The sequence below is a fragment of the Paenibacillus planticolens genome (genome assembly GCF_013141725.1).
Classification (GTDB): Bacteria; Bacillota; Bacilli; order Paenibacillales; family NBRC-103111; genus Paenibacillus_E; species Paenibacillus_E planticolens.
Window position 1 is genome coordinate 19,729 of sequence record NZ_WHNZ01000042.1, and the last position, 17,811, is coordinate 37,539.

A 17,811-nucleotide genomic window follows, 5' to 3' on the forward strand; every position below is an offset into this window, starting at 1 on the left:
ATAATTAGACTTATAAGTTTATACATTAAACAAACTAAGTTGACCAAGGAGAAAATGGACATGAATAAGCCTGTACAACCTAAAGAACCGTTAGTTACACATATTTATACGGCTGATCCATCTGCCCACGTATTCGAGGGAAAAATTTACATTTACCCTTCCCATGATCTTGATCATGATGGACCTTCTAATGACAATGGCGACCAGTACGCAATGGAAGATTATCATATTCTATCCTTGGATGATTTTAATTCTCCATGTATTGACCATGGGGAGGCTTTGCACCTGAGGGACATTCCATGGGCGAAGCAGCAGCTATGGGCACCGGATGCAGCGTATAAAAATAATACGTACTATCTCTTTTTCCCAGCTCGCGATAAAGACCATATTTTCAGACTTGGCGTTGCCACAAGCTCAACCCCGGCAGGTCCTTTTACTCCGCAAGAAAATTATATTCCCGGCAGTTTCAGCATTGATCCTGCTGTGTTCATCGATGATGATAACAAAGCCTATATTTACTTTGGCGGACTTTGGGGCGGCCAGCTTGAGAAATGGCAAACTGGGTCCTTTCTTCCAGAGGCGACAGGACCTGCCGAGCATGAACCTGCTCTAGGACCTAGGGTAGCGGAACTCAGCGACGATATGCTCACATTTAAAGATGAGCCGCTAGAAATCAAGATCGTGGATGAAGAGGGTAATCCAATTCTTGCGGGTGATGAAGACAGAAGATATTTCGAAGGGCCTTGGGTTCATAAATACAATGGATACTACTATCTGTCGTATTCTACGGGGACTACGCACTGTCTCGTTTATGCGATGAGCGAGCACCCTCAAGGACCATATGTTTTCAAAGGCAAAATACTTACCCCTGTAATCGGGTGGACAACGCATCACTCTATCGTGCAGTTCGAGGATAAATGGTATTTATTTTATCATGATTGTTCATTATCGGATGGAGTTAACCACAAACGCTGCGTCAAATATACAGAGCTGACGTATAACGCAGACGGCACGATTCAAACGATTGATCCATATAAATAAGCAAGCGGTATCAGAGAGCTGCTCCCAAAGGTCTGGAAAGACCAGAGGGGGCAGCTTTTATTTGTGTCGTTGATCCTTGATGCATAGAATCTCAAATTTGGATAAAAATACGAGGAAGGAAATGAATGGGAACAGGTACAGGGGGCGAATTCGGATGACCATTTGGCAATCGTATAAGCGAAGGTCAAGACAAAGTTCCCCAAGTCAGCAGGCTCGGATGATACCGAAGAATGAACCGCCAGCCCATCAGTTTTTGGAACAGAACCAAGAGATGAACGTCAGCCGCCAGCTTGAAGAGACGATGAGCATCATTCAAAACGTATTAGGCGAAAATGACGATTTCATCATACGCCGAATTCGTATATGCGATGAGCGTCCGGCAGCGGTTCTTTATTTCGCTGACTTAATTGATAAACAAACTTTGAATGATCATATTATGAGGCCTTTGATGTCAACGACCTCCAGCGATGATTCGAAAACTGATAGCCGCACCATGAGAGAGTTTCTACTGAACGATACGCTGTATGCTTCTGAAGGGAGAACGGAATTACAGATCATTGAAATCGTTCAAACCATTGTAGAAGGAAATACCGTCCTTCTTGTTGATGGACTAGAGGAAGCGTTTATCTTCAGTACGCGCCATGTCGACAAGCGGGCAATCACGCAGCCGGAAACCGAACAAGTGATCAGGGGCGCGCGTGAAGGCTTTATTGAATTGTTAGGTACGAATTTGGCTCTGCTTCGCTATCGGCTCCCGACTCCGGATTTTAGGATAAAAACGATTCGAATCGGGCGTGTCACCAAATCCAAAGTGGCTCTCTGCTACGTAGATGGCATCGTTAATCCTGCTCTCGTCGAAGAGGTGTTTAGACGATTATCATTGATTGATATCGATGGACTTCTGGATGCAGGATATTTAGAACAATTTATCGAGGATAACCATATCTCTCCGTTCCCGCAGATCCAAAATACCGAGCGGCCAGATAAAGCCGTTTCCAATCTGCTGGAAGGCAGAGTGGTGCTGCTTGTTGACGGGTCTCCGTTTGCTCTGATTTTGCCAACTGTATTTAGTCAATTTTACCAAACGGTAGAGGATTATTCAGAGCGGTATCTCCTCGTCAGCTTCATACGGCTTGCGCGCTTAGTCGCGTTGGTCTTCTCGCTGATTTTCCCATCGCTGTATGTGGCGCTTATCTCCTTCAATCCGGAGCTTATCCCAACGGAGTTCGCGGTGGCGGTAGCAGGCGGAAGAGCTGGCGTGCCATTCCCCTCTGTCATTGAGGTTCTGATCATGGAGGTATCCATGGAAGTGCTAAGGGAAGCTACGCTGCGATTGCCGCAGCAAGTAGGCGGAGCCCTTTCCATCGTAGGTGTGCTGGTTGTCGGACAGGCAGCCGTAGCGGCAGGATTTATCTCTCCAATTACGGTCGTCATCATTGCTTTAACGACGATCGGTTCTTTTGCCACACCGGCTTACAACGCGGCTTTAGCTCTTAGGCTGCTGCGCTTTCCGCTGGTCATTTTGTCAGGCATCTTCGGCTTGTATGGGGTTATGATCGGGTTAATTTTAATCGCCAACCACATGCTGTCCTTGAAATCATTCGGCGTTCCTTACTTGAGTCCGATCGTCCCGGGCAATTTTCAGGGGATGAAAGACACACTGGCGCGGCTGCCTCTATGGTCCATGCCGAAGCGTCCGGCTCAATTGCACACGCCTAACGACACCCGTCTGGGGAAATTTTCGCAAGAAATGAGTGAAGCAGCGCACAACAACACGCTAGACCCTTTGAAAGTTGGAAACACAAGGAGGAACGAAATGGATGGAGCAGCCTCGTCAGATCACAGTCATTCAAGCGGCGATCATACTGATTAGCACAATCGTTGGGGTTGGCGTGTTGGCTCTTTCTCTTTTTGCCGTCAAATCAGCCGATTCCGGGGCGCCGCTTATCACTTTACTCGGCTTTTTACTTGCTTTATTAGGATTTTGGTTTTTAACCAAACTAGGTATGCGTTTTCCTTCACAATCCATTATTGAGTACAGCCAGGATCTGATCGGCAAATGGATGGCTGGACTATTTAGCGTTATGATCATCGCGTTCTTTTGCTTAATTACTGCGCTCGCTTCGCGTGAATTTGGCGAAGTCGTCGTTACTTCCGTATTGACGAAAACTCCTCTGGAAGTAACGGTTATTGTGATGCTGCTGCTGGCGGCAGTTTCTTCTCGCGCGGATATTACGACCTTTACATATTTACATCATTTCTATTTCCCAATTATCTTATTTCCCGGATTGTTGATCGTTGTGCTCTCACTTAAGAACGCGCAACTAATCAACCTGCTGCCTCTATGGGGGAACGAACCGAACGGTATGCATGGGGGAATACTTACGATGGCCGCCTTATTTCAAGGCTCATTTGTTATGACAATCGTCATTCCTGCAATGAGAAGGCCGGAGAAGGCGATGCTTGCCGGCGTTATTGGCATGGTAATAGCCGGCTCCTTATATACATTGATCGTAATTGCCACAGTTGGCGTATTTGGGGCGGAGGAAATCAAGAAATTAGTTTGGCCAACTTTGGAGTTAGCCAAAACGACTTCATTGCCTGCCAATATTCTGGAGCGTTTAGATGGCGCTTTTCTTGCCATATGGGTTACCGGAGTTTTTACGACTTTGTTGTCTTCTCACTATTCAACCATTTACTTCATAGGCCAACTGTTTCGGATGCGTGATCACAAGATGTTCTCATTTTTTCTCGTTCCTTTCATTTATGTTCTCGCGATGTTTCCCCAAAACGTTCTTCAAATGTATCAAATCATTCAACTTGTCGGCCGCTGGGGATTAGTTATCACAATTTTTTATCCTTGTGTACTACTTATTGTAGCTATGATTCGCAAGAAAAAAGGTCGGGGGGATCAACTTGTGGCAAAATCTGATTAAACAGATTCTTGTTTTCTCGTTGATAGCCCCGCTGCTGACAGGCTGCTGGGATCGTTTGGAAATTGAAGATCGGGCTGTCGTTCTGGCCATCGGAATTGATGAAGCAAACCCTAGCGAGGCGAAGGAAAGCAGCAATGCTACGCATTTATTAAATAGCAGCGCGGGAGCGAACAAGGATCTTATTCGCATCACAGTCCAAATTGCCGTTCCAGGGCGTATTCCGCTAGGCACAGGCGGAGGACCCGGCAGTTCATCACCCAATCAAAAACCGATCTGGGTTTTAACCAGTGTTGGCAAAACCATTGACGATTCCCTAATGAACCTGCAGCAGCAGCTCGCAGACCGTTTATTCTATGGTCATTTGCGGGTTATTGTGATTTCGGAGGCTGTGGCCAGAAAAGGTATCGCAAACGAAAATGATTTCTTCCGGCGCCAGCCGCAAGTCAGAAGAACCGTATGGATGGTTGTCTCCAAAGGGAAGGCAGCGGACATTATGCATGCCACACCTCAATTGGAACGTGTCCCAACGTTATATTTGCTTGCCACTTTGGAGCACGCGAGAGAGATGGGCAAACTGCCTAATATATTCTTAGGCGTTTTTTTCAGTGCCAGCTCTGCCAAAGGGCAGGAAGGAGCGCTTCCTCTTTTGGAATTAAAGAAGGAATCGAACATCGAACTTGCCGGAATGGCCTATTTTAAAAACGATAAAATGGTTGGACACACGACAGCCCTGCAGATAGGCCATTACATGGCAATCAAACAGATTAATCCCGGAGGCTATAGTGCTCTACAAAAAATACCAGGTACAGATACATTGGTCATTTTTACAACAACCCACCGGAGATCAAGGATTTCGACTAAGATCAAGGACGGTAAAGTATACGCGACGGTTACTTGTCAGATCGAGGGAGACTTTCAGGAGAAGTCGAATGAGAAGTTTCGTGTTACAAAGGAAAATCTGGCGGAACTAGAAAAGCAAATTGAAAAAGAAGCCAAGCAAGGATTTGAAAAATTCATCCATCAGACGCAAAAGGAAGGCAGTGACATTTTCGGTTTTGGGGAATATGTGCGGGGTACCCAGTCCTCCTACTGGAATAAGCAAATTATGACGAAACAAGAGTGGCAAAACCAGTACAAAGAGATGTTCGTTGAAGTTAATTTGCGTGTAAAGATCAGACGAATTGGGACGAAAGCCAAGTAGGGGGAAGGACCCATGATCACTTTTAATTATTACACGATTCTGCTGCTGCTGATCTCCGGAGGGCTCGTCTTAATTTTCGATGTGAAGATTTATAAACAGGCGAGCATGTTGAAAGAGAAGAAGGGGGCAACCATTGCAGGGTGGTTAAATATATCGTTGGGGGTTCTTTCGTACTTTGGCTATTTGGTGTATGAGAAGTGGTTCTGGAAATAAGGAAGAGGTTAGGGATTTATTAAATATGGTGTAAAGTGGTTCAGATCGTCCGGCTGAAGAAGGGAAACAGGATATATATGGAGAATATAACCACGTTGCATTTTGAAACCAAAGATGCAATGACGAGGAGGAGACTAAGAAATGAAATACCGTCAACTTGGCGATACGGAGCTTCGCATCAGTGAAGTTAGCTTTGGCACATGGGCCATCGGTGGGGGCTGGGGTCAAGCTAACGATGAGGAAGCCATAAAAGGCTTAAACATGGCTATGGATGCAGGCGTTAACTTTTTTGATACGGCCGACGTTTATGGCTCGGGGCATGCGGAAGAACTGCTGGCAAAGGCGACTAAAGGCAAAGAAGACGAGATCTACATAGCTACAAAGTTTTGCCGGGCAGGCGATATTCACGATCCGCATACGTATTCGGAGGAAACCGTTCGCCAATATTGTGAGAACAGTTTGAAGCGATTGAACCGCGAACGTATCGATCTTTATCAAATTCACTGTCCGCCGCTTGCCATTCTGAAAGATGGACAAGTTTTTGAAGTGCTGGACAAACTCAAAGCGGAAGGTAAAATCCGCCATTACGGCGTCAGTGTAGAGACAGTGGAAGAAGGCTTATTTGCGCTGAGCATGCCTGGTGTGAAAGCGCTTCAAGTGATTTTTAATCTGTTCCGGCAAAAACCGGCCGAGTCTTTGTTTCCGCAGGCGAATGCTGCAGGGGTAGGGATTCTCGTCAGACTGCCGCTTGCAAGCGGTTTGCTTACCGGAAAATTCACGGAAACAAGCACATTCGCTGCAGACGATCACCGGAATTTCAATGCGGACGGCGCTCAGTTCAATGTAGGTGAGACGTTCGCAGGTTTGCCGTTTACGAAGGGAGTGGAGCTGGCCAGGGAATTGGCATGGATTGCGGAAGGGCGCGGCAACATGGCCCAGGCTTCCATGCGTTGGATTTTGGACAACCCGCACATTACATGCATCATACCCGGCTTCAAGAACGAGCGGCAAGTGAATGACAACTTAGGCACTGCGCAGACGCCTTCTTTTCAAGTGGAAGAACTGGAACGTCTCCAGGCTTTTTATGAGGAGAAAGTGAAAGAATATATCCGTGGTCCTTACTAAGCGATTGTGATGGTGTACCGATGATTAATTTCATTGAGGATTTTATATTAAATGTCATGTTAATTTTTTCGCCTCTTGTTATCTATCCATATTTGTATAAATCACAAAGTCATAGCACGAAGTTTCGGCTATGGCTTTGCTTGTTATTTTCAGCAGCCATTGGATTTACCATGTCGATTCCGGTCAGTTTTAATGGATTGGTTTATGATTTTCGTTCCATTCCATTGTTGGTCGGTTCGCTTTATGGCGGGATCTATGTGGCTATGTTTCTGTATGCAGCACTTATTGTCGTCCGGTTTTTTCTCGGAGGGCCGCACTATTTCATCTACATCATCTCTTTTCTCCCGACGATTCTTTTTGTTGCCATTCTCCTTAGAAAGTACCGTGATTTGAATTTAGCTCAAAAAATATTAGCTGCCGTTCTTGGATGCATAGCTATTAAACTCGTTACTTTTCTAATTTACTTTAGCTGTCTGAATAATTTGGAGCTCTTTGCAACCAACCTCTTCGCCACATTGAAAACTTACATTCTGCAAAGCATCGTAATAGCGGTATATATCTATCTCATTGAGTTTCTCCAAACCTATATTCATATGCAAGAAGAAGCTATTCAGGGGGAGAAAATCAAGATTGTAAGCGAAATGGCCGCTTCGGTCGCTCATGAAATTAGAAATCCGCTTACGGCCGTGAGAGGATTTATTCAATTAATGGCGATCCCTCATTTAGATCAAACGAAAATCCAATTTTACCAACAAATATCACTGGAAGAATTAGACCGGGCGCAATTAATCATTAGTGATTATTTAGCGATTGCCAAGCCTGAACCGGAAAAAGATGAACTTATCAATCTGAAGGATGAAGTGCAGTATGTTTCTCAAGTCTTGTTAACGATCGCGAACTATCATGATGTCAAAATGGAAGTTTCGTTGCCCGATGAGCAAATATGTATTCAGGGAGATCGCAATAAACTTCGGCAATCGTTGATCAATCTCGGAAAAAACGCCATTGAGGCCATGCCGAAGAACGGAGGGGTATTAGAAATCATACTGACTGAACAAGCGAATAAACGGATCATCACGATGCGTGATAACGGCATTGGAATGACGAAGGAACAAATCAGCAGGTTGGGAACTCCGTATTTTTCGACCAAACAGAAAGGCACCGGCCTCGGTACTATGGTCTCGTTCAGTTTAATTAGAGCAATGAAAGGTAAAATACATATAACGAGCGAAAAAGGCAAGGGGACCGAATTTGAAATCTCATTTCCGGCCGTTCGTGGGGATTGCTATGATTCTGACGTACGGAATACGACCAAGAGCTTGCTGTAAAGCAGCTCTTTATTTGTTTTGAATGGCTCCTATACGTTGAAAATCCTCTTGACAATTGTCGCCAATTCGAATGATAATAAAAACGACTAGTCAGTCTTTTATTTGGAATTGATGATATTTGAGGAGGATTACTATGACTGCACACCTAGACAATTTAGACAAATATGCTTCTTTGGCCATACAATTAGGAGTTCATGTACAGCCGGGACAAACATTAGTCATTTTCGCACCTCTTGTATCGGTGGATTTTGTACGCCTACTAGTTAAACGAGCCTATGAGGCAGGCGCAAAGCATGTATATGTAGATTGGTCTGATAGTGAAATTACGCGGTTAAAATATGAGATGGCGCCATTTGAAGCCTTGCTTGAATACCCGATGTGGCAGGCTAAAGGATACGAAGAATTAGCCAACCAGAATGCTGCTTTTCTATATGTCGTGGCGAATAATCCTGATCTTATGAACGGTATTGATCCCCATCGCATTCAGACAGCCAGCAAAACAAACAATGCCGCACTAATGGGTTTAACGTCATCCAGATTAACGAACAAGGTCAGCTGGTCGATCGTCGCAGTTCCTTCACTTGCCTGGGCGAATAAAGTGTTTCCATCGCTGCCGGAAGAAGAACGCGTCGATGCTTTATGGAACGCGATCTTCAAAGCTACCCGAGTGGACACCGAGGATCCGATTCTGAATTGGAAAACACACGCCCATGCGTTGGAGACGAAATCCGCCCTACTGAATCAGAAGCAGTATAAGGCGCTTCATTACCGTACGGAAGGGACGGACATTACGATCAGTCTGCCAAAGGACCATATCTGGGTATCTGCCGGCAGCAGCAACGAACAGGGCAACAGCTTTATTGCGAATATTCCGACGGAGGAAGTTTTCACGTCCCCATTAAGAGACGGCGTAAACGGAACAGTGAAAAGTACAAAGCCTCTGAGCTATAACGGCGTTCTCATTGAAAATTTTTCTTTAACGTTCAAGGATGGGAAAATCATAGCTTTTCAAGCGGAAAAAGGCGAAGAGATGCTGAAAAGTCTTATTGAATTGGACGAAGGCTCCCATTATTTGGGCGAAATTGCACTCGTACCGCATCGCTCGCCGATCTCTGATATGAATCTTATTTTCTATAACACGCTGTATGATGAGAACGCTTCTTGTCATTTTGCCATCGGCCGGGCTTTTCCGTTTTGTTTGCAAGGCGGCACCCGGATGAGCGGAGACGAACTGCAGCAGCATGGATTGAATGACAGCTTGACGCATGTCGATTTCATGATGGGGTCGGCCGACATGGACATTGACGGTATTTTACCGAACGGGGAAGCAGAACCGTTATTCCGGCGCGGAGATTGGGCAATTTCATAGAAAAAGAAAAGGGAGGAGCCGTATGTCGCCTAAAGTTTCGCAAGCCTACAAGGAAGAACGTAAGGCAATCATTCTTGAGGGAGCGCTCCACTGCTTTATTGAAAAAGGCTTTCAAGCTACGACGATCGACGATATTGTTCGGCACTTAGGGATAAGCAAGGGTGCCATTTACAGCTATTTTGCCAGTAAGGAAGAAATGTACATTCAAATGGCCGACGACAAAATGAATGCCATGCTGGAGAATTCGACAGAACTTTTCAAAACGATGCCAAGCGCTGCCGATCAGGTCCGCTATATGTACGGGCGATTCCGCAACCAATCGCTGAACGAGCTTCGCAGGTGGATGGCTTTTCACTTGGAGTTTATGCTGTATGCGGCTCGCCAGCCGCATTTGACCGAACGATGGAATGAGTATGCGGATAAAGCCTTGGTCTTCATTCAGGACATTATGGACGGCGGCAAGCAGACAGGGGAATTTCGCTCTGACTTGGATAGCGCGGCTGCAGCCCGGTTATTCTGGTCAATCCGGGACGGACTTGCTCTGCAGTATATGTTAAGCGGCGAAGAAGCCGATTATAGGCGCACGATTGACGATATGGAAAGCATGGTATTCCGCTATATGTTGAGTTAACCCATCGAACTGGAGGATGAACGCTATGATTTTCAAGAAAATGAGCGAACTGACAGCAGAAGATATGGTGGCACTTTGGAATAAAGGGTTCGAAGGGTACTATATAAACAGTGAGCTGAATTTGGACAAATTTTTGTCCAGAGCTGTGAATGAAGGTCTCTCCTTAGAGCATTCTTTGGTGATGTTTGCAGAAGATGAGCCTATTGGTTTCGTGATGAACGGATTTCGGTCGATTGAAGGCAGAAAAGTAGCGTGGAACGGCGGCACAGGTATTGTTCCTGCCTACAGAGGAAAAGGGTTCGGAAAACAACTAATGGAAAGAAATCTGCAATTGTATCGTGAGCAGGGGGTTGAAACGGCTTTACTGGAAGCTCTTGTGCAAAATGAAGCGGCAATTCATCTCTACCGATCGGTTGGTTACGAAATTACGGAGCAGCTCATTTGCTTAGAGCGTACCGATGTACTTGAAGCCAGTTTGCAGGCGTCTGAGAACGCTGGACGATATGCTGTGCATCGAGGACACCCCGCAGTAGTCAAAGGGATACCGTTCTACAGGCCTATGTCTGCATGGCAAACACAATGGGCAAGTATGAAAGGCGGCGAGAGCATAATCATTACCGAGAAAGAAGAGGTGGTTGGTTATGCGCTTTGCAAGCGCGTTTATGGCGAGGACGGACATTTAGCAACCACGGTTCTTTACCAATGCGAGTCGATTCCAGGCCATGAAAATGAGGGCGATATTCTTAAAGCGGCATTGTGTGAAGTATTTGCACCGTTTGATTCCTCTTGTAAGCGATTAGCGATGAACTTGAGGCAAGCCAACAGGGACTTGAACAAGCTGCTTGAGGAATGGGGATTTACCTCTTTCGTCGAGCAATTGCACATGTCGCGGCGCATTTGAACGGTGCAGCCTAGGAACATTCGGATCCTGAAGTATTAGTTTGACGCGGGGGCGCATATGAATCGTTATGAAGAATGAAAAACGATTTGATGGAGGGGTACCCCATGTCTTTTTTTGACAAAGTTAAACAAGGAGCATCCGATGCCGCGAAGAAAGCTCAGCAAACCGTCGAGCTTACGAAGCTGAAGGCCCAGATTTCGTCCAAAGAGAAAGAGATAGAGAAATTTTATCACCTTATTGGGGAATCCGTTTATGCGGCGCATGTGTCAGGAAGCTTAGACCGGACCGGGGAAATCGTAGAGAGATTCAGCCATGGCATCGAGGCCGTCAAACAGGAAATCGCCGTTTTGGAGCAAAAAGTCATCGAAGTTCGCAACGAGAAGGAATGCGTCTGCGGTAAAGTCGTCGTGGCCGACACGAAATTCTGTTCTGCTTGCGGCCATCCGTTTTGAAGAGGGACGAGAAAGGCTGTCCCATAAGTGAAATTAACTAAGCTATGGGGATAGTTAATAATCAGGGCAAATGAATAAATGAGTTAAGCGGCTTGCAAATTGCATCTGCTTAACTCATTTTCTTTTTAGGTGGTCAAAATAGTGGGAAAAGTTCCCTCTAATTTGCCTGCAGAAGCTTGTCAGACCCATTTAGCTGGAAAAACTTTCTCTATTTGCGCCGATTCCGTGATAATCTAGGAAATCCGGTCAAATTAGCAGGAGTTTTTCCTTCTATATTCTCTACGAGGTCATCTGTTGAACCATTTAGAGGGGGATTTTCCAGTTATTTCTTCTCGTCAGCCGAGACTTCGGGCTTGATCCCCGGTTGTGGTAGATGAGACGTCGTTTTTCAGCGTTAAAGTAGGCGGAGAGGGCAAAAGTTGAAGTTAGCGCTGTAAAAAAACTTAAAGTTGAGCAACAGCCCCTCACCTTTTCAGTAAAGCCCGAATTTGAAACCATCAGGAATCTACTTGTGGGACAGCCTTCTTTTTTGGGGTTCGCTAGCGCTCGAAAAAGTTTGCTCAGCGTCGGCCAGCCTAATGTATTACCGTGCAGGAATATTATGGGATTAATTGAACTTATATTACTATACGTCAATCAATCATGAGGAGGGGCCATGCCTGAACCAATCATCGTCGTTGCCTACAGAGAAGAATGGAAGGAGGAGTTTGCCTCGATTGCCCAAAAAATCCGTGGGGCACTAGGTGAAATTGCGTTACGTATCGACCATATCGGGTCCACTTCCATCCAAGGACTTGATGCAAAACCGATCATAGATATTCAAGTTAGTTTGGAATCATTGGAGCCAATTGAGAAATACAAAGATTCCTTTGAAGAAATCGGTTATTATCACAAAGCTGAGAACCGGGACAAAACCAAGAGATATTTTAGAGAAAAGCCAGGCTCTCAAAGGACGCATATTCACGTAAGAGAACACGGGAGCTGGTCGTCTTTATTTCCGTTACTGTTCAGGGACTATCTGCGGTGCCATCAAGAGGAGTGTCAGAGATACGTTGAGTTCAAATACGAATGTATGGCCATGTACAGGAACGAAAGAGAAAGGTATGTCGAAGCGAAAGAGCCGTTGATTTGGGAAATCATGCGGAGCGCCAGTCGTTGGAGCCAAGAAACAGGTTGGAAACCAGGCGCAAGCGATTATTAAAGTGATTATTAATCGGAATTTAATAAGGAGACTACGATGACCGATTACTACTGGGATAACAAAATTGAGTATTTAAGAAATACGAGAGGCTTGTATTACAACGACGATTATTTGGAGTTTCTCGTAAAGACGGTTTGGAAACTTAATGAGCCAGTCAACGTGGTTGATTTTGGCTGCGGATATGGCTATTTGGGACTGAAATTGCTGCCGCTCTTGCCCAAGGGATCCACGTACACAGGGATTGATAAAGGATCAGAGCTTATAAACACAGCTAGGGAGGTTTTTTTGACTCAGACTCATCCTTCTGAATTTATTTTAGGCGATATTGAGGAAATAACCGTTGAAAGGAAGTATGACATTGCCATTTGTCATGCCTTTTTATTACATATGTCATCTCCGGCTAATATCCTTCAAAAGATGATGGATAGTGTTGTGGACGATGGAATGGTCATTTGTTTTGAGCCTCACTGGATTGCTAATATGTCAAATTACAGTGTTCATGATCTGGAACAAAGCCAAGTGATACCGCTTGGAAACTTGCAAAAATTGTTTGAAAACGATTTGAAAAGCAAGGGGAAAGATGGAAATATAGGGATCAAAATCCCCGTTTATTTAAGTCAATTAGGTTTAAAAAACGTAGCGTGCAGAGTAAGTGATAAAGTTAATTTTCTGGATCAAAACGCGGATCCTCAAACAAATCAACGACTGTACAGCTCTTTGAAAGAGGAGGGCATAGGCGGGAATCCCGGAGATGAAGATATATTTGTACGAAACTTAATGAGCCGAGGACTGACAGAGAGGGAAGCGCAGAGTCAATATGAGGCGGAGCTGCGCTTTTCAAAAGAATTCCAGATGGATTCTTTCCTTACCTATGCCCCAAATATGAAAATTACATTTGGAACAGTTAAGAGATAAAACTTTTTGTAACTGTATTGACATAATGTAAGGGCATACATTAATATTTAAATAGATTCAGGAAAACGTTTGGGCAAGGATTTTGGGCTTTGGTTTGGCGTTTGGGGTTTTGAATAAAAAGGAGCTGTTACAATATTGCCTACACTTAAAGATATCGCCGAGTTAGTGGGCGTCTCGATTTCAACAGCCTCGCGCGTAGTCAGGAACGATACGAGCAGGCATATTAACCCGGAGACGAGAGCCAAAGTATGGGAGGCCGTACGTCAGCTCGACTATACGCCAAACGAGTCGGCGCGTCATCTCGTGAATAAGCAGAAGGCCGTGAAGAGACAGACCAAACAAATCGGCTGCATTATTCAAGCGGCGCGTCTGAATGACGATCATCCCTACTATTCACCGATCATTACTTCATTTACGAAAAAGATATTGGAATCCGGTTACTCGTTAGCTTTCATACACACTTCCGACGAGCTGGCAGACGATGCTTTGCTGCATCGATGCATTCATGAGATTCAAGTGGATGGCGTCATCATTATAGGCGAAGTGGGATCTGCAATTCTGGAGTTTCTCCAAAAGGTAGAAGATCTGGCCTTGATCGGCATTTGTACGATTGGGACTGAAATTACTATGGTGGATTACGATCGTATTCACGCAGCGAAATCCGCTGTTGATCATCTTATTGCGCAAGGCCACCGGTCGATTGGATTTGTCGGCGGGCCCGGACATACGGGAGAGCTGAACAGTGAAGAGCGATTCCAGGGTTACAAGTTTGCCATGTACGATGCGGGAATAACCATAAACAAAGACTGGGTGATAGACACCCGATGGGAAATTGACCGCAGTTATGAGTACGTGAAAGAACAATTAAAGCAGTCGGATATCGAGCGGCCAACGGCTATTTTTTCGGCAAGCGATCAGTTGGCAATCCCGGCTATGCGTGCCATCATCGAAAGCAATTTGCGAATTCCGGAGGACATCGCCTTTATCTCGATGGATAATATTGATTTCGCGCAGTATACAACGCCGCCGTTATCTTCGGTGCATGTGCCTAAAGTCGAGATCGGCATGACGGCCGCCGCAACCTTGCTTGATATGTTAAAGGGAGAGCAGTTAGCGTTATCTAGAGTACTGCTGCCACATAAAATCATTGTGCGGCAATCGTCAACGTTTAATAGAAACTAAATTTTTTTTGAAACTCAGGATAACGTTATCCTGAGTTTGGCACCAATTTAAATTTACTATTTCAAGGAGGTGACTTTCGCTTTTACGGGAGCTTCGATGAATGGCATTGTTTCACATGAAAGTGCTTTCACAAAAAATTAAAAAGGGTGATTGTGAAATGGTAAAGAATTCAAAAAAGATCGTTTGCCTATCCATGTTGATGTCTTCAATGGTTGTTGTAAGTGCTTGCGGCAGTTCCAATTCATCTGATCCAGCCTCATCCGGTGCGCCGACCAGCGATGCGAAAGCTACAGCAGCCGCTAGCGGAGAGAAAGTAACGATAACATACGGCGGTTGGGGACTGGACACGATGACGGAAGTCATCAAAGCCTTTCAAGCCAGTCATCCGAATATAGAAGTGAAAGCAGAAAATACGCCGTACAAGCAATATTTCACCAAATTGGAGACGGCGGCACAGGGCGGAACCATGCCTGACGTGCTGTGGATGAACGGGCCCAACTTTATCAAGTACGCTGAGAATGGCATGCTGAAGGATTTGTCCGATAACATCAAAAAGGACCAATTGGATCTGAATAATTACCCGGCTTCGCTCATTTCACTGTACAGCTTAGGCGGTAAAAACTACGGAATTCCTAAAGATTATGACACGATTGGCCTCTGGTACAACAAGAAACTGTTCGATGAAAAAGGCGTTGCCTACCCTGACAGCACGTGGGATTGGAACAAGTTGACAGAAGTTGCGAAAAAGCTGACAGACCCAGGTAAAGGCATCTATGGTTTCGCGGCTCCGATGATGAATCAAGAGGATTACTATAATACGATTCTTCAAGCCGGAGGCAATATTATTTCCGAAGATCACAAGAAGTCGGGGTACGATCAGCCTGAAGCTATTGAAGGATTGAAGTTTTTGACGGATCTCATTCAAGTTCACAAAGTATCGCCTACGCTCGCACAAATGACGGAAACGGCTCCTTCGGATCTGTTTACCTCCGGTAAGCTCGCGATGTATTTCGACGGTTCATGGGCTGCATTCTCGATTAATCAAAATGCCGATATGAAAAACAATGCCGATGTCGCTCCGCTGCCAAAAGGGAAAAAGCAAGGCGTTGTCATTCACGGATTAGGACATGTCATTTCTGCGAACACGAAGCATCCGAAGGAAGCATGGGAATTTGTTAAATTCCTTGGCTCCAAGGAAGCGGCGGAAGTTGCCGCTAAACAGGGCGGTGCAATCCCGGCGTTCAAAGGTTCTGAGACGGCTTGGTTAGCCACATTCCCACAGTACCACGCGAAAGCATTCATTGATATGGCGGCGTATGCGACACCTTATCCGGTATCTAAGAGTACATCGGTTTGGACAACGTATGAGACAGAGATTTTGAAGAACGCATGGACAGGGGATAAACCGGTAGCTGATGCAGCCAAAGAGCTCGGCGCCAAAATGAACCAAGCGTTAGCAGCGGAAAAATAATCTTTCGGCACGGAGGTTCGCTCATAGAGGCGAATCTCCCTCCTTACTACACTCATGGGAGCGTGAGTACTCATGCGAATCAGCTCGAAGCGCCGGTCCGATTGGATGTGGGCGTACATCATGATCACACCATTAATGCTTGGTTTGCTAGTTTTCTACATTTGGCCCGTATTTCAAACTTTTTATTTTTCATTTACGGATTGGGGTTCATTTGGCAAGTATACGTGGTCAGGCTTGTCCAACTATAAGAAGCTTTTCACGGATAAAGACCTTCTCTATGCTTTTCGAAATACGAGCATCTATATTATCACGGCGGTGCCGATCGGCATCCTTTTATCCATCGTACTGGCCGTACTTCTGAATCAGAAAGTCAAAGGGCTCTCGATTTACAGAACCTTGTATTTTCTTCCTGTCGTTACGATGCCAGCTGCGGTTGCGATGGTGTGGAAGTGGCTGTATAATTCCGATTTTGGCTTGATCAACTATGTATTGAGCCGTTTGCACATTACAGGACCGCATTGGTTGACGGACAACCGCACAGCCTTGCTATCCATTATTATTGTCGCGATCTGGAGTTCCATCGGCAGCCATATGATTATCTTTTTGTCCGGACTTCAGGGCATTTCGGAATCATACTACGAGGCAGCATCGATCGACGGGGCAGGTGCTTTCACCAAATTCACCCGGATCACAATGCCTCTGCTGACACCGACAATTTTTTTCGTCATGGTCACGTCGCTTATTGGCGCATTTCAAGTGTTTGACTTCATTTATATGATGGTTGGCGATATTGTCATGGAATCTACGCAATCGATTGTTTTCTTATATTACAAATACGGTTTCCTCAAAAATGCCAAAGGATACGCTTCGTCCATCGCTGTGCTGCTGTTCATGATTATTATGTTGATTACGTATATTCAAATGAAAGTTCAAAAGAAATGGGTTCACTACGAATGAGGGGGGCGAGTGTATGAGTACGAAATCAGTCAATCAGAAATCGCTTCAGATCGGTGGCATTCATATAATCCTCATACTGGGTGCAATTATGATGGTTACGCCATTTATTTGGATGTTCCTTACATCGGTAAAAACGTTAGGAGAGTCAACGGCCATTCCGCCGGTTTTGCTGCCTAAGGCTTTTCAATGGAGCAATTATACGAAGGTTTTTGTGAACTTGCCGTTCTTTACTTTCTATTGGAATACATTCATTACGACATTGGTAAAGGTCATTGGTCAGTTAATCATCTGTTCGTTAGCGGCGTATGCGTTTGCGAGGATTGCTTTTCCCGGGCGCCACTTCTTTTTCATCCTGATGCTCTCGGTCCTTATGGTACCTGGGCAAGTGTTCCTCATCCCGCAGTACATGATCATGAAAAATCTCGGCTGGCTGAACTCTTTGACGGCTTTGATCGTGCCGGGTTTATTCAGCGCATTCGGGACGTTCTTGCTTCGGCAATTTTTCATGACGCTGCCTAATGAGCTGGAAGAAGCTGCAAAGCTGGACGGCTGCAACCAGTTCCGGATTTATTGGCAAATCATGATGCCCTTGGCCAAATCAGGGATGATTGCCTTGGCTATATTCACGATGCTTTGGTCATGGAACGATCTGATGTGGCCGCTCATCGTCAACTCTTCTCCGGATAAAATGGTGCTTTCCGCAGGAATCGCCTTCTTGGAGGGCGAGCATAAAACGAACTATACGATCATTATGGCAGGCTCGATGATGGCTATTCTGCCGATGATTATTATTTTCTTTATTTTTCAACGTTCCTTTATTCAAGGGATTGCATTTACTGGAAGCAAGTCTTAAGTTCCATCGTAGACCAGCTTTCCACTTACAATAAG

At 45.3% G+C, this 17,811-nt stretch carries 17 protein-coding genes; all 17 read left to right on the plus strand.

Features of this window, described 5'->3' with window-relative positions:
- The first annotated feature begins 60 nt into the window (after positions 1-60).
- The 17 genes from GC097_RS19320 to GC097_RS19400 all read left to right on the plus strand — a co-directional run bounded on the left by GC097_RS19320 (position 61) and on the right by GC097_RS19400 (position 17,776).
- Positions 61-1,041, plus strand: coding sequence for a glycoside hydrolase family 43 protein (locus GC097_RS19320; protein WP_171684945.1), 981 nt, complete (start codon positions 61-63; stop codon positions 1,039-1,041).
- Positions 1,042-1,258: 217 nt separating this feature from the next.
- A complete protein-coding gene (locus GC097_RS19325) occupies positions 1,259-2,914 on the plus strand; it encodes a spore germination protein (RefSeq protein ID WP_171685192.1) in 1,656 nt (551 codons plus the stop codon).
- The gene (locus GC097_RS19330; RefSeq protein ID WP_171684946.1) at positions 2,862-3,977 is read left to right on the plus strand and encodes a GerAB/ArcD/ProY family transporter; all 1,116 of its coding nucleotides are present in this window, start codon (positions 2,862-2,864) and stop codon (positions 3,975-3,977) included. The genes GC097_RS19325 and GC097_RS19330 overlap by 53 nt, the downstream gene beginning before the upstream one ends.
- Complete coding sequence (locus GC097_RS19335; protein WP_171684947.1) at positions 3,958-5,178, plus strand: Ger(x)C family spore germination protein; 1,221 nt, start codon at positions 3,958-3,960, stop codon at positions 5,176-5,178. The genes GC097_RS19330 and GC097_RS19335 overlap by 20 nt, the downstream gene beginning before the upstream one ends.
- 12 nt (positions 5,179-5,190) lie before the next feature.
- Positions 5,191-5,391, plus strand: coding sequence for a CLC_0170 family protein (locus GC097_RS19340; RefSeq protein WP_171684948.1), 201 nt, complete (start codon positions 5,191-5,193; stop codon positions 5,389-5,391).
- A gap of 141 nt (positions 5,392-5,532) precedes the next feature.
- On the plus strand, positions 5,533-6,516 hold the full coding sequence (locus GC097_RS19345) for an aldo/keto reductase (RefSeq protein WP_171684949.1): 984 nt from the start codon (positions 5,533-5,535) through the stop codon (positions 6,514-6,516).
- Positions 6,517-6,572: 56 nt separating this feature from the next.
- On the plus strand, positions 6,573-7,844 hold the full coding sequence (locus tag GC097_RS19350) for an ATP-binding protein (protein ID WP_171684950.1): 1,272 nt from the start codon (positions 6,573-6,575) through the stop codon (positions 7,842-7,844).
- 133 nt (positions 7,845-7,977) lie between these two features.
- Positions 7,978-9,213, plus strand: a complete 1,236-nt coding sequence (locus tag GC097_RS19355) for an aminopeptidase (RefSeq protein ID WP_171684951.1) — start codon at positions 7,978-7,980, stop codon at positions 9,211-9,213.
- 22 nt (positions 9,214-9,235) lie between these two features.
- Entirely contained in the window at positions 9,236-9,844 is a 609-nt protein-coding gene (locus tag GC097_RS19360; protein ID WP_171684952.1) for a TetR/AcrR family transcriptional regulator, read from the plus strand.
- A 25-nt stretch (positions 9,845-9,869) separates the two neighbouring features.
- Positions 9,870-10,745, plus strand: a complete 876-nt coding sequence (locus GC097_RS19365; RefSeq protein ID WP_171684953.1) for a GNAT family N-acetyltransferase — start codon at positions 9,870-9,872, stop codon at positions 10,743-10,745.
- Positions 10,746-10,849: 104 nt separating this feature from the next.
- The gene (locus tag GC097_RS19370) at positions 10,850-11,197 is read left to right on the plus strand and encodes a hypothetical protein (protein WP_171684954.1); all 348 of its coding nucleotides are present in this window, start codon (positions 10,850-10,852) and stop codon (positions 11,195-11,197) included.
- A gap of 655 nt (positions 11,198-11,852) precedes the next feature.
- Positions 11,853-12,398: a GrpB family protein gene (locus GC097_RS19375; protein WP_171684955.1), complete on the plus strand. Its 546-nt coding sequence runs from the start codon at positions 11,853-11,855 to the stop codon at positions 12,396-12,398.
- Positions 12,399-12,434: 36 nt separating this feature from the next.
- The gene (locus GC097_RS19380; RefSeq protein WP_171684956.1) at positions 12,435-13,313 is read left to right on the plus strand and encodes a methyltransferase domain-containing protein; all 879 of its coding nucleotides are present in this window, start codon (positions 12,435-12,437) and stop codon (positions 13,311-13,313) included.
- A 135-nt stretch (positions 13,314-13,448) separates the two neighbouring features.
- Positions 13,449-14,495 carry a LacI family DNA-binding transcriptional regulator gene (locus GC097_RS19385; RefSeq protein ID WP_171684957.1) on the plus strand — a complete coding sequence of 349 codons (1,047 nt, stop codon included), beginning with the start codon at positions 13,449-13,451 and terminating at the stop codon, positions 14,493-14,495.
- 157 nt (positions 14,496-14,652) lie between these two features.
- Entirely contained in the window at positions 14,653-15,966 is a 1,314-nt protein-coding gene (locus GC097_RS19390) for an ABC transporter substrate-binding protein (RefSeq protein WP_171684958.1), read from the plus strand.
- A gap of 72 nt (positions 15,967-16,038) precedes the next feature.
- Entirely contained in the window at positions 16,039-16,923 is an 885-nt protein-coding gene (locus GC097_RS19395) for a carbohydrate ABC transporter permease (RefSeq protein WP_171684959.1), read from the plus strand.
- 13 nt (positions 16,924-16,936) lie between these two features.
- Positions 16,937-17,776: a carbohydrate ABC transporter permease gene (locus tag GC097_RS19400; RefSeq protein WP_171684960.1), complete on the plus strand. Its 840-nt coding sequence runs from the start codon at positions 16,937-16,939 to the stop codon at positions 17,774-17,776.
- Positions 17,777-17,811 lie beyond the last annotated feature (35 nt).